The sequence below is a fragment of the Hyphomicrobium sp. 1Nfss2.1 genome (assembly GCF_965243865.1).
Lineage (GTDB): Bacteria > Pseudomonadota > Alphaproteobacteria > Rhizobiales > Hyphomicrobiaceae > Hyphomicrobium_A.
The window spans coordinates 1369943-1395364 of sequence record NZ_OZ251603.1 but is presented as its reverse complement, the minus strand read 5'-3'; the positions used below and the strand labels follow the sequence as shown (position 1 = coordinate 1395364).

Sequence of the window (25422 nt, the reverse complement as noted above, 5' to 3'; positions counted from 1 at the left end):
GGACGTTCCATCAGTTGCTCTTCGGAGCACGCTTCCGCTTGCCCTCGTTCTCGGGGGCGGGGGGCGATGGCGCGTTCTCTGACCAGCCGCCCGATTGGGCCGGCGTGCAACCGATCTCTCCGGTTGACCATCGCCTGGCGTCGGTTTCCAGCGATAGCGCCATTGGTTCGAGCATCTTGATGTTCTCGAACGTCAGCGTCGTTACGTCCTTCTCGGCGGCGATGGTGATCCGGTACGCGCGCATGCCTTTGGGATTGTCGGAGAGGCGATTGCGCTCGTGCAGGCTGATTTCGGCTTTGCCGCCTTTGCCCGGGGGATCTGCGTCGGCGTGATAGACGTAGCCGGCCTTCAGTGGGCCGGCGGCCCCGAACCAGCACGACAGCGCTCCGCGGGCTATACGCTCGTAGACTTCAGTCGGAGAGCCCACCACGGGGGCCTCGGTCACGCTTCCGGTGAGTTCGGGAAGGCTGGGCAGCGAGGAGCCGTTGCCAGAGCAACCGCCGACGAGGCCGCTAAGGATCGCTGCGAGCCCCAAGATGGCTTGGTGCGGAAGACTGCGCATACCCCTCACGCCGGTCCGGCTGCAGAAGCGGCGCGATCGGGCGATCGCGCGATGATGCAACTCGTTCGCATGGCCCCAGCACGAAAACAAGCCGGGGCTAGCTGCGCGCTGTTGAGGAGTTCAAAACGGCACGGAAGGCCGAAAGAGGGGCGCTAACGTTTCAAAACGCGCCCCTCGGTATGGGTCAGCGCAGGACGGCCGCGGTTCTCTCGGAACGGCGGCGGCTGCGGAGTTGCTCGTGGCTGGTGGTGGTGTCGGCGCGGGCGACCTGCTCGAGCGCTTCGTCCCGCTCGCGCAGGGCGGCTTCGAGCTTCGCACGAAGGCCGTCAGCAGAGGTCTTCAGATTATCGCGGCGCTGGCTCGCTGATTTGGCAAACGTGGAGTAGGCGAAATGAGCGGGATCGCGCACTCCGGTGCGCTCCTCCTCGGCCTTGATCTGGCGATCGAGGTCGCTGGCCATGCCGTCGAACTCACGGATCATGTGCTCAAGATCGGCGACTTTGCGCGCCATTTCGTCGGCGGTGAACCGCTTCAGCCTCATGGCCGATTCACGTGCTTTCATTGTTCGATACCCCGGACTAATTCGAACTCGCGCCGATAACTAACAAGAAGCATGCCAGCGCTTACGTTGACGGCCGAAATCGCAACTTGCCAACCTTGGCCGACCTTGCGGCGGAGCCTCTTTAAGGGCAGCGTGATCGCGGCGCACAACGTTCGCACCAAATCTGACACGCTGCCATTAAGTTGCGGTAAAGCAACGCGAAGATCAATCCCATCAATCCCGACTCGTTTGGGGCAAAAAAATGGCGGCTGCCCCCTAGGGGGGTGCCGCGAATTCTGTTACCTCTTGATTCGTAAGCGCATTGGGCTTGTGTGGCGCTGTCCTGGTTCGAGGCTTCCCGCTCGGGAAGGTGTTCAGGGTGGCATGCCGTCGCGGGCTCCGAGTTCGTCTGCATACCAGCACATATATTATGGCTTCGACGTAGCTTAGCCGCTGCGGACGGCCCCGTTTTGTCGGCGATTTGCGATTGCTGGCGGAAGGCAGTGACGCTGGAAGGGTAACCAAGTTCGTTACAAGCGTAAGGCGCAAAGAAAGACTTAATTAGGGTTTGTTAACCTTTCAGCGGGTAAATTCCTAACGATGGCTTAGCTTGAAGAGAGTGGGCGCTCTTTTCGGCTTTTGGGGCAGCGGCGCGGACTAAGAGGAAGAACCATGAGAGTCCTTCTGATCGAGGACGACAGTGCAACAGCACAAAGCATCGAGCTGATGCTTCAATCCGAAGGGTTCAACGTCTACACGACGGACCTGGGTGAGGAAGGCGTCGATCTCGGCAAACTGTACGATTACGACATCATTCTTCTGGATCTCAATTTGCCGGATATGAGCGGCTATGAGGTTCTGAAGACGCTGCGTGTAGCGAAGGTCGGTACACCGATCCTCATCTTGTCCGGCCTTGCCGGCATTGAGGACAAGGTGCGGGGCCTTGGCTTCGGCGCTGACGACTATATGACGAAACCCTTCCACAAAGACGAGCTCGTTGCGCGGATCCACGCCATCGTGCGCCGTTCGAAGGGGCATGCACAGTCCGTCATCGAGACGGGCGATCTGCGCGTCAACCTCGACACCAAGACCGTCGACGTGAACGGGCAGCGCGTGCATCTCACCGGCAAAGAATACCAGATGCTGGAGCTGCTTTCCCTGCGTAAGGGGACGACGCTCACCAAGGAGATGTTCCTTAATCATCTCTATGGCGGCATGGATGAGCCGGAACTGAAGATCATCGACGTGTTCATCTGCAAGCTGCGCAAGAAGCTGCAGGCGGCGACCGGTGGTCAGCACTACATCGAGACAGTTTGGGGCCGCGGCTACGTGCTGCGTGATCCGAGCGACGACAGCGCGGTCACTGCTGCCTGATAAGGCACGCAAGGTTCGACGCTGCTGCGCTTATCACTGCGTTTTCGGGAGCCTTCGGGCTCCCGATTGCGTTTGAGCGAGGCAACATCCTTAAGCCTTACGACCTGGCTTTGCGGCTTGACGCAGAAGCCGGGGGAAATAAGCATCGCCAGTCGAACGTAGTGGAGGGATCAGGTGACTTTGGCGACATTAGTGGGGTCGGCGGGTGTCGGCCTTTTGCTGCTGGCATTCGTTCTCAATATTGCCGGGGCATTGAAGGCGGAGAGCATTCCCTATTTAGGTCTGAATCTGCTCGGCGCGGGGCTCGCGTGCCTTTCGTCGTGGATGATCGATTTCATGCCGTTCGTCGTGCTCGAAGGCACGTGGGCAGCGGCGACGTTGATTGCGCTGATAAAGACTATTGCGCGGCAGAAGGTGCCAACTTGAGGAGCGCTTGCGTTTCGGCGTCGGGCAGCCTGTCTCTGATGGCGATCCAAAATACGCCGAGAGAGAATGCACTAACGATGGCGATGTCGGTGTACTGCGGCAGAAGCCCAAGTCCGCCCCCGTAGTTGCCGGCCAGAGAGAGCAGTCCGAGACCGTTGATGAAGAGCCAGAACCAAAGGGACTGCTTCAGGTCGAGCTTCTCTCGCCCTCCGCCCCAATAATGCAGGGCGATGAGGAGTGCGCCGCCTGAGAGTGCAAGCGCAAAGACCTTCCAGTTCGTCTGCCAGCCGGCCCAATAGACAATGCAGCCGACGAGCATGAAGGCGATCGCCGATATGGTCAGGCCGCCTCTGAGGCGGAATGGGCGCGGATGGTTCGGCAACTGGTGGCGCAATGCGGCCAGCGAGACGGGGCCGAAGGCGAGAGAAAGGACGGCAGCGGAGGAGATGAAGCCGATCAGCTGCGACCATCCCGGGAGCGGAAGTAGCAACAGAAGGCCAACGAGGAAGTTGATCGTTATCGACCACACCGGCACGGCGGCTGCGTTGAGGCGCATGAACAACTTGGGCAGCTGGCCGTTTTCGGCCAGGGCGTAGTTGATGCGCGCGGTCGCTCCCGTGTAGGCGATGCCCGTGCCCGCGGGTGAGACGATGGCGTCGACGTAGAGCAACGCGGCGAGACCCTGCAATCCGAGGATCGTGGCAAAGGCAGCGAAGGGCCCATCGGCGACGCTTTCGGATAGTCGGGTCCAGCCGCCGGCAAGATGGGCGCTCGGCACCGCGCCGATGAAGGCAATCTGCAACAGTACGTAGATGATGAGGCTGATGATGACGGCGCCAATCATTGCCAGGGGGACGTTGCGCTGGGGATTGGACGCTTCGCCGGCCATGTCGATGACGGTGCGGAAGCCGAACAGGGAGAAGATGACGCCGCCGCCGGCGACGGCGGCGAATATCCCATCGGCTCCCGTTGGCATGAAGCCGCCGTGGTCGGTGAAGTTGGTGCGATCGAAGCCGAAGACGATGAGTCCGGCGACGGCAAGCAGGGGGACAGCAAGCTTCCAGGACGTCACCGCGAGGTTGGCGCGCGCAAGCCAGCGCACGCCGGCCAGGTTGAGGATGACGAATCCGAGCAGCAGAGCCGTCGCAACAATGAGCCCGTGCCCGGTGAGCACGCGGTTGCCATCGACGAGAGTCGTCAGCCACGGCAGGTAGTTGGAGGTGTACTGCAGGACCGCCGTTACCTCGATGGGGGCTGTCGCAACGTAAGCGATCCAGCACAGCCATCCGGCCATGAAGCCGGACATCGAGCCGTGGGAGAAATAGGGGATGCGGGCGATGGCGCCGGCCAGGGGAAGCATGCCACCCAGCTCGGCGTAGACGAGCGACAGGAGCAGCGCGACGCCGCCGCCGATAATCCATGAGATGATCGCAGCGGGGCCTGCGATCTGGGCGGCATAGAGAGAGGCGAACAGCCAGCCCGACCCGATGATGCCTGTGATGCCAGTGAAGAGCAGGGCCACGGGTCCGATCTGCCGCTGCAGTGCGGGCGTCGGCTGAGGGTTAGCGCACTGCGAGGAGGGGCTGTGGTTGTTGGTGGTGATGCTCATTCCGCTCAGTCCTCGGGTGCGCGTTGGCGGAGCGTAGCCGAAGCTGGTGAAAGTCCGGTGGACGAGGGCTTATTTTCTCGTGCTTCTTATCGGAAAACCGGCTCCCACTTTTCCGGAAGCACTCTACGAGGCGTGGCGGGTCTGCGTCGAGAAGTCGATCGTGGGTTGCGGCCGTCCGAATAGGTAGCCCTGACCTTCGGAGCACTGTTCCTGCCTCAGCACGGCGAGTTGGTCTTCTGTCTCGATGCCTTCGGCGAGGATGGGGATGCCGAGCGTTTTGCCCAGGGCCACGATAGCTCGAATGATGGCGCGGGCCTCGCCGCTGCCGACGATCTCAGTGACGAAGAAGCGGTCGAGCTTGATCTTGTCGAATGGAAAGTAGCGCAGGGTCTCGAGCGAAGAGTAGCCGCGGCCGAAGTCGTCCAGTGCGATCGCGACACCGAGCCGCTTGATCTGCTGCAACACTTCTCTGGCGGCTTCTTTGTCGGCGATGATCGCCGTCTCGGTAATTTCGAGCTCGAGGCGTTCGGGGGCGAGGCCGGATTCGATGAGCACGTCGTGAACCAGTTCCGGGAGCCCAGGGCGTGCGATCTGCAAGCCTGACAGGTTGACGGCGACCTTGTCCGTGCTTGGCCATGCGGCCGCATCGCGACAGGCAGTGCGGAGCACCCATTCGCCGATTTCGTGGATCGCCCCGCAGTTTTCGGCGAGCGGGATGAACTCGGCCGGCGAGATGGCGCCCAACTGGGGATGCGTCCAGCGCAGTAGTGCCTCGTAGCCGGTGACAGCCATGGTTTTGAGCGACTTCTGCACCTGGTAGTGCAGGGACAGCTCGCCATTCTTTGCTGCGATTGCAAGGCCAGCGATGAGGTGTCGGCGGCGACGGGCCTCCCTGTCCAACAATGCTTCGTAGTAGCAGACGCCATTTGGTGCAGTGCTGGACTTAGAACGCTCTAAGGCATTGTCAGCCTTGGCGAGGAGGGAGTCCGTTGTGCGAGCGTCATTGGGCCATACGGCAACGCCGATATGAGCGGCCGAGTTCAGCCCCTCGACGGTCTGTTCGCGATCGATATGCAAGGCCCTCTTCAGGCGCCCAACGAACTTAAATAGATCCGACTGATCACGGTAACGCTTGAAGGCGACGAATTCGTCTCCGCCGACGCGGGCCACGAATTCGCCCTCTTCGATTATTTCGGCCAGACTTGTGGAGACCTCCGCGAGGACACGGTCGCCGACGTTGTGGCCGTGCGTATCGTTGATCTGCTTGAAATCATCCAGGTCCAGCGATGCGAGGCCGATCTTCATATTGGACGGGCACTCGGCGACGGCCTTATCCAGGAAGCGCCGAAGGCTTGCGCGGTTAGGTAGACCCGTCAGCGCATCGTGCTGCGCCATGTGCGCGATCTTGTCTTCGGCGATGTGCTTGTCGAGAAGGCTATTGCGGAAGACGACAAGCGATCTAGCAAGCGTGCCCAGCTCATCGGAGCGCGTGGCGCCTTCGATCGCAACAGCAAGGTTGCCTTCAGACAGGTCGCGTGTTGCCGCCGTGAGCCGGCGCAAAGGCGTCAGTGTCGTGAAGCTCAGAAGTGCGGCAATGGTACCAAGGCTGACGAGTACAATGCCGATGGCAGCCGCAATCTCGAAGATGGTGTCTTGACGCCACTGCGCCCGCGGAAGCGCAAGGTTTACGGCAGCGCTGTAAGTGCCGATGACGTCGCCATGCGCCAGGCCGGCATGACAGGAAGCGCAGCGGGGGGCGCTTGCCCTGCCAACGCCGAGGATCGCGGGACGGGCGACCTGAAGCCAGTCGTCAATGATTGCGGACTGTGTTGTTGCTGATTCAATTGCCGCGCGATCAACTCTGTTGCGCGGTCGCTCAATCTCTCCGACTGAGCCGTCTTTGCCTATGTTGGCAATCTGCTGTGCGATGAGCTTTGGGCCCATCGTCAGCCACAGGCGTATATCGTTGTTGTCTTTTGAGAATTGCTGAATCGCGCCGTCGAGGGTTCTGATGGCAGGGTCGCTGCTGTTCGCTGAACTGCTGTTGAGCATGGCCTGCTGGTGAAGGGTCTCCAGCAAGTCGAGGGCTGCACCAGCTCGCCTTTCGGCACGATGGGCAATCATATTCCAGTCGGACGACATGCGGTAGCCGAGGGCGATTACCTCCATCAAGACGAGCGCTATGCCGATGACGAGCAGAATGGTTCGGGCGACGGATGCAGTTCGTATTGCGTCAGACATTCAGACCTCTGAATTTTGTCTGAGCCGAGTGCATCCCGCGGATTAATTTATGTATAAGCCGCACGCATAAAGCGGGTGTCATCCGACAAAAGTCGGATGCGACAGAACTCCGCTGTATCCCGGAAATCGGGACTTGCCGCAGCGGTTGTTGATCTAGATCAATCCGCGAGAAGGCGTCCGACGCAGTCGGCGACGCCGGTCTGCCAGGGGGGAAGACGGAGCCCGAACGTGCGTTCCAGCTTGCTGCAGTCGAGTTGTGAATTTGCGGGGCGGGGCGCCGGAGTCGGGTAGTCCGCGGTGCGGATCGGCGCCACGCTAGCGGATGGCCCGCCGAGGGCACGAGAGCGGTCGAACACCTCCTCAGCAAGGCCGCGCCAAGTCGTGGAGCCAGTGTTGGCGATGTTATAGATGCCCCAGGGCACATCGGCGTCGGGTTTGGATGCCGTTGCCGCGAGATCAAGGATGGCGTTCACGAGGTGGGGCGCGTAAGTGGGACTGCCAAGCTGGTCGTCGACGACGCGCACGCTTTCGTGCTCACCGGCCTGGGAAAGCATTGTCCGCACGAAGTTGCGTCCCGTCGGGCTGAATATCCACGAGGTGCGCAGGATAAGGTGTTTGGGGTTGGTGGCGCGAACGGCCGCTTCGCCTTCGAGCTTGGAGCGGCCGAAGACAGTCGCGGGAGATGTTTCGTCCTCCTCGGAGTAGGGGCCCTGCTTCGTCCCGTCGAAGACATAGTCAGTGGAGATGTGGATCATCGGAATGCCGCGCTTGGCAGAAGCTTCTGCGAGCAGGCGGGCGCCGTCGCGATTGAGGGCGAAGGCGCGTTCGGGTTCGCTTTCGGCCTTGTCGACGGCGGTATACGCGGCAGAGTTGATGACGACCGTTGGCGAGATTGCCGATAGGGCGCGCTCGATGGATTTCGCCTCGCAGATATCCAAGGCCGCGCGGCCGACTGCGCACGCCATGACGTCAGGGCGACCGGGAGCCATTTCTACGAGGGCGCGGGCGACCTGACCCTGCCAGCCGGCAATCAAGAGGCGCATCGGTACTCCGCTTGTTGTTCAGTCGCGTTCGGTTGCCAGACTTGTCTCGCCGTCGCCACGGCCACGACGGTTCAGCTGCCACAGCAGCTCTCCGTCCGCGATCGCAAAGGCGAAAACGTGGCCCAATGAGGCTGCGATCACAGTTTCCCCGACGATACGCACAGTGACGGGCTGGCCGTCGCAGGGCTGGCCTGCGGGGAGATCGGCAAGGGTGCGCTCCCACACGGGGCGCCCGGTCGCCGCCTCGAGCAGCAGCACGGAACCGGCGTGTCCGACGGCGATGCGTGCGCGCGATTGCTCGGATGCCGAACGACGCTCAGGCAAGCTCGTCATCCTTTTGGTTGAGGAACAGCAGCACTAGGCCGATGCAGGTGATGAAGCGGAGGGCGGCCTGCTGGCCGTTCCATGTCTGCGACTGCCACATCTGGAACCATTCCCCGCCGACGGTCATGAAGCCGAAGAACCAAAGCGCGAAGCCGGTGACGAGGCCTGCTATGGCGACGTCCTTGGCGGCATTGAATGCCGGGGCGGAAGCTGCGCGAGCGTGCCAGAGCTTGCGGGCGCCGAGAAGGCACAGAATCCCGGCCAGCAGTTCGGCGGCGATGATGAGCGCGTAGCCCAAATGATAAAGGGTGGGGTTCGTGATCGCGCGCCAGGTGAGGGTCGAAGTCGGGAAAATCGTGTCCATCGACATTACATGCTGCACGAAGGCGTAGTTGGTGCCGTAGTCAATGATGTTGTCGAGCCCGACCAGCAGAGAGAAGATGCCGATCATCACGACGAGCAGAACTTTTGCGTAGCGCACGACCATCGGCGATGACCCTCAAAGATTCGGCGCGGCGATTATGCTGCTCTGGATAGCTGGAGCCAACTCCGCTACTTAAGGGCCAACACAACTCGTTAACTGCGCGAGGACTAGACCCGCGATATGAGCGATACACCAAACTCAACCCCAGAGCGCGGCCTCAAGGCGGCGATCATCCCGGTGACGGGATTCCAGCAGAACTGCACGCTGTTGTGGGATCCCGAGACCATGAAGGGGGCCATTGTGGACCCCGGGGGTGATGTCGATCAAATTCAGGCGGCGATTGCTCAAGTTGGTATGGAACCTGAGAAGATATTGCTCACCCATGGGCATATCGACCACGCGGGCGGCGCGGCGGAGCTGCGCGAGCGGCTGGGCGGCATTCCCATCGAGGGGCCGCACGTCAACGAGCGCCCGCTGCTCGACAACCTGGAGAAGCAGGGTGAAGCGTACGGGGTTCCAGCGCGGGCGGTGACGCCGGATCGCTGGCTGGACGAGGGCGAGACGGTTTCGGTTGCGGGTCACACGTTCGAGGTGCTGCATTGCCCCGGCCATTCACCAGGCTCGGTTGTGCTGGTCAACCGTCCGCAGCGATTTGCGCTGATGGGCGATGTGTTGTTCCAGGGCTCGATCGGGCGAACCGATCTGCCGCTCGGCAATCATGAAGCGCTGATGCACTCCATCCGCACCAAGGTGATGGCGCTGCCAGACGAGTTCGTCTTCATTTGCGGCCACGGCCCGATGAGCAGCATCGGCCAGGAGCGGCGGACCAACCCGTTCATCGTGGGTGACGCGGCCTAACCCGAAGCTGTGAAGGTGGTTGGCCAATGCAAAAGCGGCGCTGAAACAGCGCCGCTGAAGCAATTTGGAAGAGTGTCAGAAGCTTAGAAGCTCCACTCCCGACGGAGGCAGCCGAAGACGCCGCATTCGGCGCTGAGGGTGCCGACGCCGATAGGGCTTGCATCATCGATGTTGGCCCAGACGTCCACAGTGTTCACGCGCAGCGTCTCGGAGCAGGAGCGCTTGCAATAGACCCATGTACCGTGCGGCAGGCGTACCTGATAGCCGACATCGGTTGCCCGGTAGGGCGCGCGGATGGAGCCGTTGCCGTCGTGGCTGTGCGCCGTCACGTAGCCGAGCACCTTGCTGACGGCGCGTGGGCGGGCGAAGGCGGGGCTTGCAACAATTGCCATGGCGGCAGTTGCGGCCATGACGCGGGCGACGGTCGAGGGGAACTTCATCTGGATCTCCGGTCAGGCCTCAAGACTTTCGAATCTGGCGAGGCAGATTAGCACGATTGGAGTTGACCTTCCGGCGCCGGAACTAGGCGGCGGAGGTGCTGTGGCGCCAGGGCATCGCTACCGCGCGGGTGCAGGCTCAGCTGCCGCGCGCGAAGTTGATGCTGACCCCTTTCAGTGTCGAGCCCTGCGTGGACAGGGATACCGACTGCGTCTTGTCGTCGAGCGATACGGACAAGAGGCCGGTCAGTGCGCCGCCACCGATATTGAGGCGAAGCTTGGAATCATCAGCGCTGCCGGAGATGGTGCCGACCTGATTGTAGGTTCGCTCTTCCCAGGTGCCGGTGATGCGGCCGCCAGCATATTTGAGGACCGAGCGAAGCTCGACCTTGGTCGAGGGGTTGGCGCAGATAATGTTGAGCTTGAGCTGCGCGGCGCCCGCGCCAGAGTAATAGCCCTTGCAAGAGAGCCTTTCGCTCTTGCCGCCTTCCAAGCGGGCCGTGCCCTTGCCGCTCCAAGTGCCCACCAGGGCGGAGAACGGACTACCAGCGGTGGCCGGGATGCTGGCCATGAGAACCGCGCTGGCAGCCAAAGCCAGGGCCTTTGCTCCCCCCTTGAACAAGCTCACAGTACACCTCCCAAAGCTCGAACTTCACAAGAATTCCAGTGAATCGCCTTCCGGCTGCCCGACAGGCGGGCGCGCACGGCCTTGCCGCCGAGGAGAATAGTATCGGCATGTCCCAAAATAGCACAGCTATCGTTAAATAAGTGTCGCGTCATCCGATCGACAACCCGCGGGAAGTGGCCAAGGGTGGTCTTCGGCCTATTTGCAGCTAGTTCATAAAGATGCTGTGGCCGACGCGCAGCAGCAGTTGCGCTGGGAAGAACGCTGGCTATATTGCGCCGCTTGCGACGGAGGGGTGGCCGAGTGGTTGAAGGCGCACGCCTGGAACGCGTGTAGGCGGGCAACCGTCTCGTGGGTTCGAATCCCACCCCCTCCGCCAGCAATCCCCGAATTTCAGATTCCCGTTCAATTTAGCCGGCGGCTCGGACCTCCAGACGAATGCGGGGGGCGAGACGCTGCGTCTGAGTAGAATCAGAATTTCGCGCCGGCAGGCGTGCTTCTCCGTGGGCGCGCGGAAACAAAACCATTGTAACTCAAGTAATTGATGGCCTTCCCGGGCTGCCGGGCCGCAAGGGTTGTCATTGTGGTCAAAGGGGTTACTATTGCAGTGCAATAACTTCTTGAGGAAGCAGCACTCGGTAAGTTGAGCTTATCTCGACCCGTTCGCCGCATTGGCGGCCATTCACCTTGTGCGCCCTCTGATTATTGGAGGCGGTGACTTGCGCACAAGCGACCGAGATGTGACTGACGTCCTTAGTAAGCGGCAGATTAAACCCAAGCGCTGCGGCGGTGCGGACGCCGACGTGCGGCGTGTGGCTGTGCTCGGAGCCGGGGCATGGGGTACGGCGCTAGCAATCGCATTGGCACGGCAGGGCCTCGACGTGCGGCTCTGGTCGCGCCGCCTCGACCATGCCCTCGCCATGAGCACCGACAGGGAGAACTGCGATCGCCTGTCCGGCTGCCTGTTTCCAGCCGAACTCAAGCCGACGCATTCGATGGAGGCAGCGCTCGCGGGGGCCGATATCGTGCTGCTGGCTGCGCCGAGTGGCGCGGTCGAGGACCTCGCCGGGCGTGCCCGGGCCTACGTCGAGGACCAGGTGCCGGTGATCATCTGTGCCAAGGGATTGGCGGGAGACGGTACGCTTTTGTCCCGGCGCGTTGCGGCGAAATGGCGGTCGGGTCCGGTGCTGATCCTTTCGGGGCCCAGCTTTGCCGACGAGGTGGCGCAAGATCTGCCGACGATCGTCTCGCTTGCCGGTGAGATGCCGCTTGCTGCGTCGCTGGCAGAGCGCCTTTCGCGCGGCCGCTTCATGCTGTCGCCGACGAACGATGTCGTCGGCGTGCAGGTGGCGGGCGTCTTCAAGAATGTCGCCGCGACGCTGTGCGGGGCCTCGGATGGGTTGAAGCTCGGCGCCAACGCGCGCGCCGCCATTCTCAGCGAAGCTGTTCGCGAAGCTTCGAGCCTGATCGTCGCGCTGGGCGGCTGCATCGAGACGCTGCTGGGGCCGGCCGGATTCGGCGACTTCGTGCTGACGTGCACGGATGCCAAGTCGCGAAACTATCGCTACGGCATGCAACTGGCGCGGCCCACGGCTGGCCCGTCCGGCGGTTCTGAAACGCATGAAGGCGCGGCCAATGTCGAAGCGCTGATCAGGATGGGCGTCCGCGTCGGGCTCAAGCTTCCGCTCGCAGAAGCGGTGGCGGCGCTCGTTTCGGGGCGGCTCGATGCGCGCGGCGCCACGGAGGCGGCATTCGAGGGACGCTGCACGGATGCGATCGTGCTGGCGGAGGCGGGATGAGCGGTGCTCTTTGCACATCGCTCGCGTCGCGTGCACTGTTTCTGGCCGTCGATCTCGACGGGACGTTCCTGGGTGGAAGCGATGAGGATCGCGCCGAGCTCTATGGCCTGATCGAAGCACGCAGAAGCGACATCGCGCTCGCGTTCGTCACCGGCCGCGACATTCCATTCGCATCGGGGCTGCCGGCGACCCACGGTACGCCCGCACCCGATCTGATCATTGGCGATGTCGGGACCTCGGTGGTGGTGGGGCCGCACTGGCAGCCGCATGCGGCCACTGAGCGGTGGATCGACAGCCGCTGGCCGGGCACTTCGTCTGCCGAAGCCATCATGAGCCGGCGCACCAAGCTCAAGAAGCAGGACATCTTCGGCGGTCGGCGGCTTTCTTACTTCTATGACGATGCGGCAGAGGCTGAGGCTGCTGCGGTGGAAATCGATGCTGCTGGCTACGCCGCGCTGACCTCCGCCGATCTTTATTTCGACGTGCTGCCGCGCGGCGTGAACAAGGGCGAGACGCTTCTCAAGCTGCTCGAGCACGAGCGGCTGCCGCATGAGCGTGTTCTGTGTGCCGGCGACACGATGAACGACCTGTCGCTGTTCGAAACCGGGCTCAAAGGTGTTGCCGTCGGCAACGCGGAGCCGCGGCTGCGGGAGGCAATTGCGGATTTCGACAACGTCTACCGTGCGAAGCGCGCGGGCGCTGGCGGAATTCTCGAAGCAATTGCCGTGCTGCGTATGCTTCCTCAGCCGCACGCTACGAAGGAGACCGCCTGATGGCTCAAGCCAAAAAATCCTCGTTCGTGATCGTCTATCACCGCCAGCCTTACGAGGAGGTGATGGAGAACGGCCGCATCACCTATAAGGAAAACAAAAGTCCGAACGGCATCGTGCCGGCGCTGAAGGGGTTCTTGGGCAGCGCCAAGGACGCGGTCTGGATCGCCTGGAAGCAAGTGCCGGCGAGCGGCAAGAGCTTCGAACGCACCGTCCATATCAAGGATTCATATGGCGAGTACGACGTGGTGCGCCTGCCACTGAAAGCCGAACAGGTGAAGGCGTTCTATCACGTGACGTCGAAGGAGGCCTTGTGGCCGATCCTTCATTCGTTTCCCGGCAAGTTCAACTACGGCCCTGTCGACTGGGAGAACTTCCGCGAGGTGAACCGCTTGTTCGCGGAAGCCGCCTGTGAGCAGGCAAGCGATGATGCGTTCATCTGGGTGCACGACTACAATCTTTGGCTCGTGCCGCACTACGTGCGCCGCATAAAACCGAACGCACGCATTGCGATGTTCCATCACACGCCGTTCCCGGCAGCAGATACGTTCAACGTGTTGCCGTGGCGGGAGGAGATCCTCGGCAGCCTGCTCGATTGCGATATCGTGGGCTTCCACATTCCGCGTTATGCGGAGAACTTCGCCTCCACGGCTTGCTCCGTACTTGGCGCAGTGCGCGCGGAGACACGTGCTGTGAAGGGGCCGTTCTGCCCGACGGGAACCGTCCTGTCCGAGCCGACCGTTACAACAGCGCTCAACTACAACGGCCGCCGCGTCGAGATCGATGCGTGGCCGATCGGGACCAATCCGGAGGTGATCGAGAAGCTGCTTTCAACGTTCGAGGCGGGACAGCGCGTTGCTGAGATAAAGGCCGAGATCGGTGACCGGCGGTTGCTCGTCTCTGTGGGCCGTGTCGACTACGTCAAAGGCACCAAGGAGATGCTGGAGGCGTTCGACAGGCTGCTGGCGCGCCGGCCGGAGCTGAAGGAGAAGGTGAAGCTGTTCTGCGTGTGCGTTGCCCCCGCGGACGGCATGAGCGCCTATCGGGCCGCGCAGCGCGAGGTGGAGCGGCTCGTCGGCTCCATCAACGGCAAGTACGGCAATCTGCGCTGGTCGCCAATCATGCTGTCGACGCGCGGCGTGCCGTTCGAGGAGCTCGTCTGCTACTATCGCGCTGCCGACATTTGCTGGATCACGCCGCTCAGGGATGGGCTCAACCTCGTCGCCAAGGAATTCATCGCGGCGCAGAATGGCGATCCGGGCGCACTCATTCTTTCGGAGTTTGCGGGCTCTGCGGTCGAGCTTGCGGAGAGCATCCGCGTCAATCCTTATTCGGAACGCAGCATGGACGCCGCTATCGATACGGCTCTCGACATGGGTGCAGCCGAGCGCTCGGATCAATTGCAGAAGATGCGCGAACGCGTATCTACCTGGAACGTCGACCATTGGGCGCAACACGTGCGGGAGCGCTTCGAGGCGCTGTCGACATCGCAAACCGAGAACGCGCGCAGCGCCGCGTAACATCGGTGACCGGGAAAGGGGGGTAGCCCGTGGTTCTGGGCTTGCTCGATTGGGGCGTCATTGGCGTCTACCTGATCGTCGTCGTTGTCATTGGCGTCATCGTCACGCGCAAGGCTACATCGGGTGAGGAGCTGTTTCTCGCCGGGCGTAGCCTCGGGTTTGGCGCGATTGGTCTGTCGCTGTTTGCGTCGAATATCTCTTCTACCACCATCATCGGCGTCTCCGGCGCGGCCTACAAAAGCGGCATCAGCGTTGCGCACTACGAGCTGATGGCGGCGCTCATCCTCGTCTTCATGGCGGTGGTGACGATCCCGGTGTTTCTGCGCACGCGCGTCACGACGATTCCCGAATACCTGGAGAGGCGGTTCGGGCCGCTGGCGCGCAAGTACGTCTCGGCGCTCACGATCTTTCTGTCGATCTTCGTCGACACCGCTGGCAGCGTCTATGCAGGCGTTCTGGTGCTTCAGACGCTCATACCGCAGACGCCGTTTTTGCCCGCTTGCATCGCGCTCGCCGTCTTCACCGGTATCTACACGGCGGCGGGCGGATTGCGTGCGGTGGTCTACACCGACGTGCTGCAGGCGATCGTGCTCATCGCTGGAACCGGCGTTATCGCCTATGAGGTTTTCGGGCAGTTCGATTTTTCGTGGGCGCTCGCCATGGCGGCGGTGGCGCCGGAGAAGCTTTCGCTGGTGCGCCCGTTGGATGATCCGGGGCTTCCGTGGCTCGGCGTGATCGTCGGCCTTCCGGTTCTCGGCTTTTACTATTGGGGTACCAACCAATACATCATGCAGCGCGTGCTAGGTGCGCGTTCGCTGGAGCAGGCGCGGTGGGGCGCGATGCTGGCTGCGGCATTGAAGGTGCTGCCGCTGTTCCTGATGGCCATTCCGGGTGCGCTCGCGTTCGCCCTTCTTCCCAATCTCGACAACGCCGATCAGGTGTTTCCTGCGATGCTCGTCACCTTCCTGCCGGCGGGGCTGACGGGGCTGGTCCTGGCGGGGCTGATCGCGGCCATCATGTCGACGATCGATTCCACGTTGAACGCCGCTTCGACGCTCGTCATGTACGACTTCGTCAAGCCGGATGAGCGGGGATGGTCGGCGGAGCGCGTCGTCTGGGTCGGGCGTGCGGCAACGGCCGTGTTCATCGTGTTGGCTGCGCTGTGGCCGCTGGTGATCCGCGAGTTTCCGGGACTCTTCAATTACATCCAGCAGGTGTTCTCGTATGCCGTGCCACCTGTTGCGGCCGTGTTCCTGCTCGGCATGTTCTGGCCACGCATGACCAACGCGGGTGCAATCTCCACCTTGGTGTTCGGGCACATGCTCGGTGCTGCGCTCCTCGGCTGGAAGATATGGAGCCAGTCCGCGGGTGTCGCCGATGGGCTGCCGCATTTCACAATCGTAGCAGGGCTGACGACGCTGTTCTGTCTGTGCGTCGGGATCGCTGTGAGCATGGTGACACCGCAGCCTGCATCGGCCCGCTTGGCGGAACTGCTCTGGACCCGCGATACCGTGCGGCTGGGTGGGTTTACCGACTATCGCTGGGCGGCGGTGAGCATCGTGGCCGTAGTGGGCGTGCTCATCTGGGCGTTCCGCTGAAGTCCGGGGCGTCAGAGGAATTTGCGGAAGCCGAGCTTGCTGTCCCAGGCGTCGATTGCGTCGCCCTGCTGCTCACGATCGATGACGAAGGCGATGGAGCGTGCAATCAGCTGGTGCGTGCGGTCGATGGCGTCGACGGGCGCGCGGCGGTCGGTGGTAATCGCTGCTACGGGCGCGCTGCGCGGCAGGTGCAGGCCGGACCGTTGCAGGCCGCGCAAACGCCCGAACAGCGGCACTTCGACAGGCATGGAGCCGACGTAACCGACGACCTGGCCGGCGGAGACGAGATCGCCAATTGCAGCGACGGCGAGGAAGAGGCCCGTGCAGGGCGCGCAAACGAGGGTCTCAGACATTGCGGGTGCGGGATGGGCGACCCCGCCCGAGCGGATGACGGCACCTGGATCATTGCCGCCGATTTCGATGACGATGTCGCAGTCGTCCCCGGCGATGCCGCCTGGCCCCAGGACGATCGTCAGCTCCGCCGGTATGCGCGCACGGGTGGCAGCATCGGGATCGGGCCGTGCATCGATCACGGCGTCCCATGGCCAGCGCGATATCGCCTCGATCGAGCGCTGGGTGAGGACGGGAATGGTCAGGGCGCTGCGCAGTGCCTGCAGAAATTCGGCGTCTGAATCGGCGCGGCGGGCTTCGACATCTTCGAGAACGGCGGCGCCGTCGTACCAGGCATCGGAGAAGCTCATTGCCCTGCGGAGTATAGCGGGCGGTGCCGGTGCATGCATGGCGACGGCGTAGCCGGCGAGGAGAAGCCGGCGGGCAACCGCTGAAGCAAGCTCGTCCAACCCAAGGACGAGGATGCAGCTCTTGTCGCCCATTACCGAGAAGCCCCTGCGCTCGCGAACTCGCGGGCATCATAGGGCAACGTTGGAGCCCCCGCTATTTCTTAGCGCCGCCTGCTTCATCTTGCGCAGCCAGGCCCAACTTGGCTTCGAGCGAGGAGACCTCGCTGCGCAGCTTCTCCTGCTCCTGATTGCGGCGGACCATGCGGATCTGGATCTTGCCAATCTCCATCGAAAGCGTGCGGCGCGAGTCTGCATCGCCGCTGCTGGACGTATCGAACTGCTTGTCGAAGATCGCCTGCTGGTCGGACTTGTTGGCTTCCTGGAGCTGGTGCAGGCGCTCGCGCGCCTGGGCGAGTGCGACGATGTTCTGCGTGTGCTCGGCGGCGGCGCGCTTGGCTGCGGCTTCGTCCACGGGGCGGGCGGCACGCGTCGCCGCATTGCCGGTCTCGCCATCGTTGTGGAAGGAGAAATCTCCCGTCAATGCCGAGTGATCCCATGGCACCTGCTTGCCATCCGTTGAGGCGAGCACGTCTTTGCGCACCTCGATCATCGTGGAGGTGAGATTGCGGCCGGGCTCGCGCACGTGCTTGGCGAGCGCCGCGGTGAACGGTGAGTTGCGGCCCTTGCCGTCGAGCGCGACGTTGCCCGGCTGGGTCGAATAGGAAATGAACGTGCCGACGCCGGTCTCGACCTGAGCGAGGCCCTTGCCGATGCTGGCGGAGCGCGTGCCCATGGAGCGCGCGAGGTTGCGGCCGAACGGGTTATCGCGGCAGGCATCGAGGAACACGATGTTTGTCTTGTCGCCGCGGCCGAGCTCCATCTGTTTCAGGACCAGATCTAGGCTCACGGCGTCGAAGTCGAGATCGCGCTCGTTGGCGAGGCGAGCGTCGGTTGGGATGAGGTAGTTGCGTCCGCCGACCTGCAGCCCGTGTCCGGCATAGAAGAAGATTGCCACGTCGGAGCCTTCGAGCAGCTCGCCGAAGTTGCGCACGCGGGTGTCGAATGCACGCTTGTCGACGTCGATGCCAACGATGACTTCGAAGCCAGCGCTTTTGAGCGCGGAGGCGATGTCGTTGGCGTCGTTGACGGGATTGGCGAGGGGCGTGGCCTCGATGTATTTCGAATTGCCGATGACGAGCGCGACGCGCTTTTCGGCAAGGGCCGGCATGGCCGAAATGGCAAGGGTGAAGGCGAGGGCTGCAAAAGCGCGAAGCGACAACATGCAAAACTCATTATGTGGTTGGCTGGGGTAACAGCCCAGGATGGGAGTTATCACCAGATCTCCGTGACAACTTTTGGACTATAGCAGGTAGCGGCGCGGGCGCTGCGCGGCCTGGGAGCCACACCGCGGCGACGTTTACAAAGCGTCGTTAAACGTGATCGATAAGGCCACGTGTCTGCCCCATGCGGCATGCTTCCTCGGCGCCAAGCGAGGGAGAGCTATGGTCCAGAATCACAAGGCAGACAGCTTCGACGGCCGGCGGGCGGCCAGCATCGTGCCGGAGAACAATCCGGTGAGCATGGAAGAGCTGATGCGCAAGGATGCGCCGGGAACGAACATCGACCCTGACGATGACGACGTGCGCGCGCTGCTGCTTGCGGCGATGGCGCTGACCAGCGGCAACGAGTAGGCGCCCCGCATCGGCGGTTGCCCACATGACGCGCGGCCCGTATCAACGGAATCGGCGCGGCTATCATGGCCGCGCCGATTTCACACGAATGCGGGGCTCAGATTTCCAACATGCGTGTTCTCATCACGGGGGCAGGCGGGTTCCTCGGATCGCATCTGTTGCGGGGGCTGCACGGGCACACGCTTATCGCTGCGTCGCGCCGGCCGGTTGGCGGAACTGAATGGCGGCAGCTCGGCGACCTCGGCGGCTCCATCGATTGGGACGGATTGCTGCACGACGTCGATGCGGTGGTGCATCTGGCCAATATCGCGCACCGGTCGGCGAGCGATGAAGAGTTCGACCGGGTCAATCGCCAGTCGACAGCAGATCTATGCGCTGCGGCCAAACGAGCCGGGCTCCGGCAACTCGTGTTCGTGTCGTCGATTGCGGCGCAAGTCGGACATTCGTCGCAAACGGTTGTCACGGAGGCGGATGCGCCAGTTCCTGCGAGCGCCTATGGGCGATCGAAGCTGGCGGCGGAACGCGTGATCGCGGAAAGTGGCGTGCCTTTCACGATCCTGCGCCCTGTGCTGGTGCTGGGCGAAGGTGCGAAGGCGAATGCGGCAAGCCTGGAGAAGCTGGCGCGGCTACCCATGCCGCTGCCGCTCGGGTCCATTGCGGCCGAGCGCTCGTTCCTGTCGGCTGCGAATTTCGTGTCGGGTGTCGCCACAGTGCTGGGCAATCCGCGGGCGCTGGGCGAGACATACGTCATGGCGGACCCTCTACCGATGACTGTCGGTGAGGTGATCGCCGGGATGCGAGCCGGGATGGGCCGGCGTGCGGGGATCGTGACGCTGCCGCGCGGCAGCCTAGAGATGTTGATGAAGTTGCCGGGCGCACGCGGAATTTGGGAGCGCATCGGCAAGCCCCTCGTGATCGATCCGGCGAAATTGATGGGGCTCGGATGGTCGCCTACGCGCTGATACGTGCGCTTCATGACGCGAGGTTTGGCGAGCCTCGCGTCACGACACTGGTGGGATTGTGTCAGTAGAAGCGACGGTAGTAGCGCGGGCCGTAATAGAGACGATACGGCCGGTAGTAGCGGTAGGGACGATAATAGTACGGGCGGTAGCCGTAGTAGCGGTACGGTCTGTACCAGCGCCGCCAACGCACTTGCTCGACGGAGGATGCGGTCGTGGTGGCTGCAATGTCAGCGCGCGCCGGGGCTGGCAGCGCGGAGGCGCCGGGCATCGATACGTAGAGAAATGCAACAAAGGCGGAAGCAACGAGGGCGGTCGTTCGCATGGCGTTCGCTCCTTGGAAGCGTTGAGCGCACCTTTCTCGTCGGTGTCGTGTGGGGGCGACGGAGAGGTGACTACCGCAAGACGTATGCGGCGTTCGCGCGGATTTCCAGCCTTGCAGCTATGCGTGGTTCACGCGGAGTGAAGGCGCGAGTGCATGCGTCGATGGTGCGATGCGGACGAGTGCAAGCGCGTTGGGGTTCTGTTAGCCCTTTTGTGACTTCGACGTGCGTCAGGCAGGCGTTGCCGGCGCGGCGGTCGTGCCCTTGCGGGCGGCCTTGCGGCGCTGACGCCATTCTTCGAAGCGCTGCATGATGACGAACACGGACGGAACAAACGCAACCGTGAGCAGCGTCGATCCGAGCATGCCGGTGAGCACGGCGATGCCGATCGATTTCTGAGCATTGGCGCCCGCGCCCGAGGCCAGCACCAGTGGCACGACACCGAGAATGAACGCGAACGAGGTCATCAGGATGGGGCGGAAGCGGGAGCGGGCCGCTTCGACCGCCGCATCGAGGATGTCCTTGCCCTCGTGGATGCGAAGCTCGCGGGCGAACTCGACGATGAGGATGGCGTTCTTGCTCGACAGCGCGATCAGCAGGATGAGGCCGATCTGCGTATAGAGGTTGTTGCCGACGCCGAGTGCGAGCAAGGCTGCGGCGGTGCCGAGCAGCGCGAGCGGCACCGAGATGATGACGGTCGCGGGGGCGATCCAGCTTTCGTACTGTCCGGCGAGCACGAGATAGACGAGCAACAAGCTGAGGCCGTAGATCAGGTAGATCTGATTGCCGACCTCCTTTTCCTGGTAGGACATTGCCGTCCATTCGTATCCAGCGCCGCGTGGCAGCGTCTCGTCGGCGATCTGCTCCAGGAGGTTCATGCCCTGGCCGGATGAGAAGCCCTGCGCGGTCGATGTGATGACGGTTGCGGCCGGGTAGAGATTATAAAGGCTGATAACCGAGGGGCCGGCGACGGTCTCGATCGAAGCGAGCGTTCCGAGCGGCACCATATTGCCGTCGTTGTTGCGCACTTGCAGGTATTGCAGGCTTTCTGGATTGACGCGCGCGGAGGCATCGGCCTGCACGTAGATCTGGAACACGCGTCCGAATTTATTGAACTGGCCGACGTAGCTGGAACCGATGAAGGTCGACAATGCGTCGAGGGCATTGCCGAGGGGCACGCCGAGGGTTTCGGCTTTGACGCGGTCGATGTTGACGTTGATCTGAGGTGCGTCGGCGAGGAACACGTTCGTCGCGGAGCGGACCATCGACTGAGCGCCGGCGCGATTGGCGATCTCCTGCGCAAGGCGCTGCAACTTGGCATAGTCGAACGAACCGTCGCGCAGTTCCACTTTCATCGTGGAGCCGGCGGTGTTTCCGATGCCCTGAATGGCGGGCGGGGGAATGACGAGCGCGGTGCCGTCGGGGATGTCGGCGACGCGCTCGGACAGGCCGGTGTAGAGGCCGAGAAGATCCTCGCCCTTGCCGCGCTGGTCCCAGTCCTTGAGGATGACGTAGGCGACGCCGGCGTTGGAAAGGCTGGCGCTGTCGTTAAGGGCGGCGATACCGCCGATCGAGACGACCCGCTCAACACCCGGCTGCTGCTTGAGGCGAATGGTGAGATCATCGAGCGCCTTGGTGGTGCGTTCGAGCGAGGCGCCTTCGGGAAGCTGCACGACGGCGATGAAGTAGCCCTGGTCCTCGATGGGGAGGAAGCCGGTGGGCACGCGGCTCAGGGTCCAGACGGCGAGGACGACGAGGCTGGCGACGATCATGAACATCATGGCGGCGTGGCGCACCATGCGCCGCATCAGCCCGGTGTAAGCATTCTCGAGCTTGTCGTAGACGTAGTTGAACCCCCGGGCGAGCACGTTGCGCTGCTCGGGCGGCGTGACGGGGCGCAGCCAGAGGGCGCACTGCGTCGGCTTCAGCGTCATGGCGTTGATGGCCGAAATAAGCGCGGTGGCGGCGATGACGAGCGCGAACTGGCGGTACATCTGGCCGGAGAGGCCCGGCAGGAATGCTGCGGGGATGAACACGGCCATGAGCACGAGGGTGATGCCGATGATCGGACCGAGCAACTCGTCCATGGCTTTGACGGACGCATCGTGCGGCGTCATTCCATGCTCGATGTGCTTTGCCGCACCTTCGACGACGATGATGGCGTCGTCGACGACGATGCCGATCGCAAGAATGATGGCGAACAGGGTCGACAGGTTGACGGTGAAGCCGAGCATGGCCATGGCGGCGAACGCACCGATGATCGTCACCGGAACCGTGGTGGCAGGTACGAGGGTCGCGCGCCAGTCCTGCAGGAAGACGAGAATGACGACGAGCACCAGCAGGGCGGCTTCTATCAGCGTGTGGTAGACGTCATTGACCGCGGAGGCGACGAACTTGGTGGTGTCGAAAGGCACGAGCCATGTCATGCCTTCCGGGAAGGCCTTCGCCAGCTCGGTCATGCGCGCTTCGACGCGCTTTGCAACATCGAGTGCGTTTGCGTCGGGCAGCTGGTAGATGGCCATGCCCGCGGAGGGCTTGCCGTCGAGCTTGAAGGTCTGGCTGTAGGTCTGCGCGCCGAGCTCGACGCGCGCTACATCCTTCAGACGGGTGATGCGCCCACCCTTGTCGGTCTTGACGATGATGTTCTCGAATTCGGAGACATCATCGAGCTTGCCGTGGACGTTGACGGAATACTGGAATGCCTGGCCTTGCGGCACGGGCGGCAGGCCGACCTGACCTGCGCTGGTCGATCGGCTCTGCAAGTTGACGGCGTCGATCACATCCTTGGGGATGAGGCCGCGGGCTTGAAGCTGCTGGGGATCGAGCCAGATGCGGATGGCGTACTGGCCGGCGCCGAACACCGAGACGGAGCCGACACCGTCGAGGCGCGCGATCTCGTCGACGAGGTTGATGGTGGCGTAGTTGGAAAGGAACAGGCTGTCGTAGCGGCCGTCGGGTGAAGTCAGCGCGACGATCTCGAGGATGGATGTCGACTTCTTGTTTGTCTGCACGCCCTGCTTTTGCACGGCGTCGGGAAGCGATGCTAGGGCGCTCGATACGCGGTTTTCGACGAGGATCTGTGCCTTGTCGCCGTCGGTGCCGATCTTGAAGGTGACGGTGAGCGTGTACTGGCCGTCGCTGGTGGAGAGCGACGACATGTAAATCATGCCCTCGACGCCGTTGACTTTTTGCTCGATTGGCAGCGCGACCTCGCGCGTCACCGTCGAGGCGCTGGCACCCGGATAACGCGCGGTGACGACGACGGTCGGAGGCGTGACGTCGGGATATTGGGCGACCGGCAGACGCGCCAATGCAACGAGGCCGAGGATCACGATCAGAAGCGCGATCACATTGGCGAGGACGGGGCGGTCGATGAAGAATTTGGCGATCATTTGCCGCCGGTCCCCGCGTTCTTGGCGTCAGATGCGGCGGCCGCGGCCGTCGTCGCCTTCGGTACGACTGTATTGCCGGGGAGTGCCCGCATCAGACCGCCGACGATGACGCGGTCATCCGGTTTCAGGCCGCTCGTGATGATGCGCAAGCCGCCGTCGACGAGGTCACCGACCTCGACGACGCGCTGCTCGACGACGTTCTTGTCGTTGACGATCAGCACGTAGCGTCCTTCTTGGCTGGTGCCGAGGGACACATCGGGTACGAGAAGGGAAGGCACGTCGATCTGTTTGGGAATGCGCACGCGCACGAACAGACCCGGCGTAAGGATGTTATCCTTGTTGTCAAAGATGGCGCGACCGGCGAGCGTGCCGGTGCCGGCATCGATTTCCGGGGCGACGTAGTCGAGCGTTGCCTCATGCGGGTAACCCTGCTCGTTCTGCAGGCCAAGACCGACCGGGATGGGGCCTAGATCCTTCAGCGTGACGCCGGCTTCGCGCATGCGCTCGCGCACGGCAAGTACCTGCTGCTCGTCGATGTTGAATTTTATGTAGATCGGCTTTTGCTGAACGATGGTGGCGAGCTTGGTCGGCTCGCCGGCGCCGACCATGGCACCGGGATCGACGAGACGTGCGGATACTGTGCCGTCAAAGGGGGCGACGATGGTCGTATATTCGAGATTGCGCTTGGCCTGCTCGACCTGACCCTTGGCCTGTAGCAGCGCCGCTTCGGTCGAGTCGCGTTTTGCGCGCGAGTCATCAAGCTGCGCAACGGATACGGCTGATGTTTTGACGAGGTCCTGCTTGCGCTTCAGGTCGGCATCGGCCTGCTTCAACAGGGCTTCCTGCTGAGCCTGTGTCGCCTGCGCGATCTGGAGCTGAATCTGATAGTCTTTCGGGTCGATCTGGAAGAGAAGATCGCCCTTCTTGACTTCGGCGCCGTCCTTGTAGCCAACCTTCTCAAGGAAGCCCTGCACGCGCGCTACGAGGTCGACGCGATTGTAGGCGGCGGATGATCCGGTCACCTCCATATACAACGTAACCTTACGCTCTTCGGGCTTGGTGACGGTCACCTCGGCGGGGGGCGGTGGCTGGTAAGTGTTGCGGTCGCCGCAGCCGGCGAGAGCCAAAACTGCGAGGGAAAGGCCAAGATGGAGAGCGGGGCGACGAGATGGCATGGCGCGGCTGATGACCGTTGGCGGGCGGGACAAGGGAAGCGTGGCGGATACCAGTAACCTGACGATGACTTCCGTATAGCTAACAGAACTTCTACCAGGGCGCTTGCCAGCGAATTTCACGTTCGGGGGGGAGGCAACGATCGGGTCGCAGGGGACATCGATTGAATGCCTGGTTGCTGGCGGCTATTGAGGCCGCACCCCGGGTCAGTTCGGGCGGATGTCACAAGGGGTTTTGACCGGCGATGGGGCTCATCGATCCAGGGCTGTGGTTTTCGGGCGGCGATGCGGGGGGCTTTGCCGGGCGGCCCGCCTTGTTTCTCGACCGCGATGGCGTGATCGTCGAAGACAGCGGATATGTCGGCGACCCCAACGGGGTGCGGCTGATCCCCGGCGCAGCGGAGACGATTGCCGAGGCTAATCGGCTGGCCGTTCCCGTGGTGGTCGTGACCAATCAATCAGGTGTGGCGCGTGGCCTGTTCGGGTGGGACAGCTTCGAAGCCGTGCAGGATGTGATCCGCGCGCGCCTCGCCGAGGCGGGTGCTCGCTTCGATGCCGTGCTGGCGTGCGGTTATCACGAGAAGGGCGCGGGAGCGATGGCGATTGCGGATCATCCGTGGCGCAAGCCGAACCCTGGAATGCTGACGAAAGCGGCAGAGGCGATGCAGATCGATCTGGCGCGCAGTTTGATCGTCGGCGACCGAGTGGCCGACCTCGAAGCCGGGCAGCGTGCAGGTCTGCGCGCGGGGATCCTGGTCGAGACAGGCAAGAGCGGCGAGGAGCAGGGCGACCCTAAATCGTTGCCGGCCGACTTCATCTGGCGGCGGGTCGATAGTCTCGGCGCCGCTCGTGGTGCGGTGGTGCGTTACCTGACGCGGCCGCAACCGCAGGCCGAGGACTAAGCGCCTGCGTTTATGCCCTTCCGACAGAGATTGAAGCCCCCCTCACCCGAAGCCCACAGGGGAGAGGCTAAGTGAGGTGGCAGAACGTAGCC

General features: G+C 62.9%; 24 protein-coding genes and 1 tRNA gene. 11 read left to right on the top strand and 14 right to left on the bottom strand.

The genetic code is table 11. The annotated features are described in order from the left end of the window. Positions 1-10 precede the first annotated feature (10 nt). Together ACP15D_RS06905 and ACP15D_RS06900 are read right to left on the bottom strand one after the other, a co-directional pair. Positions 11-562, bottom strand: coding sequence for a hypothetical protein (locus ACP15D_RS06905; protein WP_424956806.1), 552 nt, complete (start codon positions 560-562; stop codon positions 11-13). Between the two features lie 184 nt (positions 563-746). Next, complete coding sequence (locus ACP15D_RS06900; RefSeq protein WP_424956805.1) at positions 747-1124, bottom strand: flagellar export protein FliJ; 378 nt, start codon at positions 1122-1124, stop codon at positions 747-749. 651 nt (positions 1125-1775) lie between these two features. Here ACP15D_RS06900 and ctrA point away from each other — a divergent pair. Together ctrA and ACP15D_RS06890 are read left to right on the top strand one after the other, a co-directional pair. Then, positions 1776-2477: a response regulator transcription factor CtrA gene (gene ctrA, locus ACP15D_RS06895; RefSeq protein WP_072372331.1), complete on the top strand. Its 702-nt coding sequence runs from the start codon at positions 1776-1778 to the stop codon at positions 2475-2477. A 174-nt stretch (positions 2478-2651) separates the two neighbouring features. Beyond that, entirely contained in the window at positions 2652-2903 is a 252-nt protein-coding gene (locus tag ACP15D_RS06890; protein ID WP_424956804.1) for a CBU_0592 family membrane protein, read from the top strand. Here the strand turns inward: ACP15D_RS06890 and ACP15D_RS06885 are convergent. The 5 genes from ACP15D_RS06885 to ACP15D_RS06865 all read right to left on the bottom strand — a co-directional run bounded on the left by ACP15D_RS06885 (position 2875) and on the right by ACP15D_RS06865 (position 8607). Then, positions 2875-4512 carry an APC family permease gene (locus ACP15D_RS06885; RefSeq protein ID WP_424956803.1) on the bottom strand — a complete coding sequence of 546 codons (1638 nt, stop codon included), beginning with the start codon at positions 4510-4512 and terminating at the stop codon, positions 2875-2877. The two genes, ACP15D_RS06890 and ACP15D_RS06885, sit on opposite strands and share 29 nt — an antisense overlap. A 123-nt stretch (positions 4513-4635) precedes the next feature. Next, the gene (locus ACP15D_RS06880; RefSeq protein WP_424956802.1) at positions 4636-6753 is read right to left on the bottom strand and encodes a putative bifunctional diguanylate cyclase/phosphodiesterase; all 2118 of its coding nucleotides are present in this window, start codon (positions 6751-6753) and stop codon (positions 4636-4638) included. A gap of 158 nt (positions 6754-6911) precedes the next feature. Further along, the gene (gene rfbD, locus ACP15D_RS06875; RefSeq protein ID WP_424956801.1) at positions 6912-7796 is read right to left on the bottom strand and encodes a dTDP-4-dehydrorhamnose reductase; all 885 of its coding nucleotides are present in this window, start codon (positions 7794-7796) and stop codon (positions 6912-6914) included. An 18-nt stretch (positions 7797-7814) separates the two neighbouring features. Further along, positions 7815-8120 (bottom strand): PQQ-binding-like beta-propeller repeat protein, encoded by a 306-nt coding sequence (locus ACP15D_RS06870; protein WP_424956800.1) that lies wholly within the window; start codon positions 8118-8120, stop codon positions 7815-7817. Then, positions 8113-8607, bottom strand: coding sequence for a DUF2165 family protein (locus tag ACP15D_RS06865; protein WP_424956799.1), 495 nt, complete (start codon positions 8605-8607; stop codon positions 8113-8115). Before ACP15D_RS06865 ends, ACP15D_RS06870 begins: the two co-directional genes overlap by 8 nt. Before the next feature lie 117 nt (positions 8608-8724). Here ACP15D_RS06865 and ACP15D_RS06860 point away from each other — a divergent pair, with 117 nt between their 5' ends. After that, positions 8725-9402 carry an MBL fold metallo-hydrolase gene (locus tag ACP15D_RS06860; protein ID WP_424956798.1) on the top strand — a complete coding sequence of 226 codons (678 nt, stop codon included), beginning with the start codon at positions 8725-8727 and terminating at the stop codon, positions 9400-9402. Between the two features lie 83 nt (positions 9403-9485). Here the strand turns inward: ACP15D_RS06860 and ACP15D_RS06855 are convergent, their stop codons facing one another. After that, on the bottom strand, positions 9486-9842 hold the full coding sequence (locus ACP15D_RS06855) for a hypothetical protein (protein WP_424956797.1): 357 nt from the start codon (positions 9840-9842) through the stop codon (positions 9486-9488). A 136-nt stretch (positions 9843-9978) separates the two neighbouring features. Then, positions 9979-10467 carry a hypothetical protein gene (locus tag ACP15D_RS06850; RefSeq protein WP_424956796.1) on the bottom strand — a complete coding sequence of 163 codons (489 nt, stop codon included), beginning with the start codon at positions 10465-10467 and terminating at the stop codon, positions 9979-9981. Between the two features lie 286 nt (positions 10468-10753). Between ACP15D_RS06850 and ACP15D_RS06845 the strand changes: the two genes are divergently transcribed. The 5 genes from ACP15D_RS06845 (at position 10754) to ACP15D_RS06825 (ending at position 16151) form a co-directional block, all read left to right on the top strand. Further along, positions 10754-10843 (top strand) — tRNA-Ser (locus ACP15D_RS06845). Positions 10844-11183: 340 nt separating this feature from the next. After that, entirely contained in the window at positions 11184-12263 is a 1080-nt protein-coding gene (locus tag ACP15D_RS06840; RefSeq protein ID WP_424956795.1) for an NAD(P)H-dependent glycerol-3-phosphate dehydrogenase, read from the top strand. Next, the gene (locus ACP15D_RS06835) at positions 12260-13036 is read left to right on the top strand and encodes an HAD-IIB family hydrolase (protein ID WP_424956794.1); all 777 of its coding nucleotides are present in this window, start codon (positions 12260-12262) and stop codon (positions 13034-13036) included. The genes ACP15D_RS06840 and ACP15D_RS06835 overlap by 4 nt, the downstream gene beginning before the upstream one ends. Continuing rightward, entirely contained in the window at positions 13036-14553 is a 1518-nt protein-coding gene (ggpS, locus tag ACP15D_RS06830; RefSeq protein ID WP_424956793.1) for a glucosylglycerol-phosphate synthase, read from the top strand. Before ACP15D_RS06835 ends, ggpS begins: the two co-directional genes overlap by 1 nt. Before the next feature lie 29 nt (positions 14554-14582). Further along, positions 14583-16151 (top strand): sodium:solute symporter family transporter, encoded by a 1569-nt coding sequence (locus tag ACP15D_RS06825; protein WP_424956792.1) that lies wholly within the window; start codon positions 14583-14585, stop codon positions 16149-16151. Between the two features lie 11 nt (positions 16152-16162). On the opposite strand, the gene ACP15D_RS06820 is transcribed toward ACP15D_RS06825, so the two are convergent. Both ACP15D_RS06820 and ACP15D_RS06815 read right to left on the bottom strand, forming a co-directional pair. After that, complete coding sequence (locus ACP15D_RS06820) at positions 16163-16984, bottom strand: hypothetical protein (protein WP_424956791.1); 822 nt, start codon at positions 16982-16984, stop codon at positions 16163-16165. Between the two features lie 61 nt (positions 16985-17045). Next, on the bottom strand, positions 17046-18173 hold the full coding sequence (locus ACP15D_RS06815) for a caspase family protein (RefSeq protein WP_424956790.1): 1128 nt from the start codon (positions 18171-18173) through the stop codon (positions 17046-17048). A 220-nt stretch (positions 18174-18393) separates the two neighbouring features. On the opposite strand from ACP15D_RS06815, the gene ACP15D_RS06810 reads away from it, so the two are divergent. Next, a complete protein-coding gene (locus ACP15D_RS06810) occupies positions 18394-18582 on the top strand; it encodes a hypothetical protein (RefSeq protein WP_424956789.1) in 189 nt (62 codons plus the stop codon). A 110-nt stretch (positions 18583-18692) separates the two neighbouring features. Further along, on the top strand, positions 18693-19544 hold the full coding sequence (locus tag ACP15D_RS06805) for an NAD-dependent epimerase/dehydratase family protein (protein ID WP_424956788.1): 852 nt from the start codon (positions 18693-18695) through the stop codon (positions 19542-19544). Between the two features lie 61 nt (positions 19545-19605). On the opposite strand, the gene ACP15D_RS06800 is transcribed toward ACP15D_RS06805, so the two are convergent. The 3 genes from ACP15D_RS06800 to ACP15D_RS06790 all read right to left on the bottom strand — a co-directional run bounded on the left by ACP15D_RS06800 (position 19606) and on the right by ACP15D_RS06790 (position 24431). Further along, positions 19606-19866 (bottom strand): hypothetical protein, encoded by a 261-nt coding sequence (locus ACP15D_RS06800; RefSeq protein WP_424956787.1) that lies wholly within the window; start codon positions 19864-19866, stop codon positions 19606-19608. Between the two features lie 228 nt (positions 19867-20094). Next, entirely contained in the window at positions 20095-23256 is a 3162-nt protein-coding gene (locus ACP15D_RS06795; RefSeq protein ID WP_424956786.1) for an efflux RND transporter permease subunit, read from the bottom strand. Continuing rightward, complete coding sequence (locus tag ACP15D_RS06790) at positions 23253-24431, bottom strand: efflux RND transporter periplasmic adaptor subunit (protein ID WP_424956785.1); 1179 nt, start codon at positions 24429-24431, stop codon at positions 23253-23255. Before ACP15D_RS06790 ends, ACP15D_RS06795 begins: the two co-directional genes overlap by 4 nt. Positions 24432-24673: 242 nt before the next feature. Between ACP15D_RS06790 and ACP15D_RS06785 the strand changes: the two genes are divergently transcribed. Continuing rightward, a complete protein-coding gene (locus ACP15D_RS06785) occupies positions 24674-25330 on the top strand; it encodes a D-glycero-alpha-D-manno-heptose-1,7-bisphosphate 7-phosphatase (protein WP_424956784.1) in 657 nt (218 codons plus the stop codon). The last annotated feature ends 92 nt before the right edge of the window (positions 25331-25422 follow it).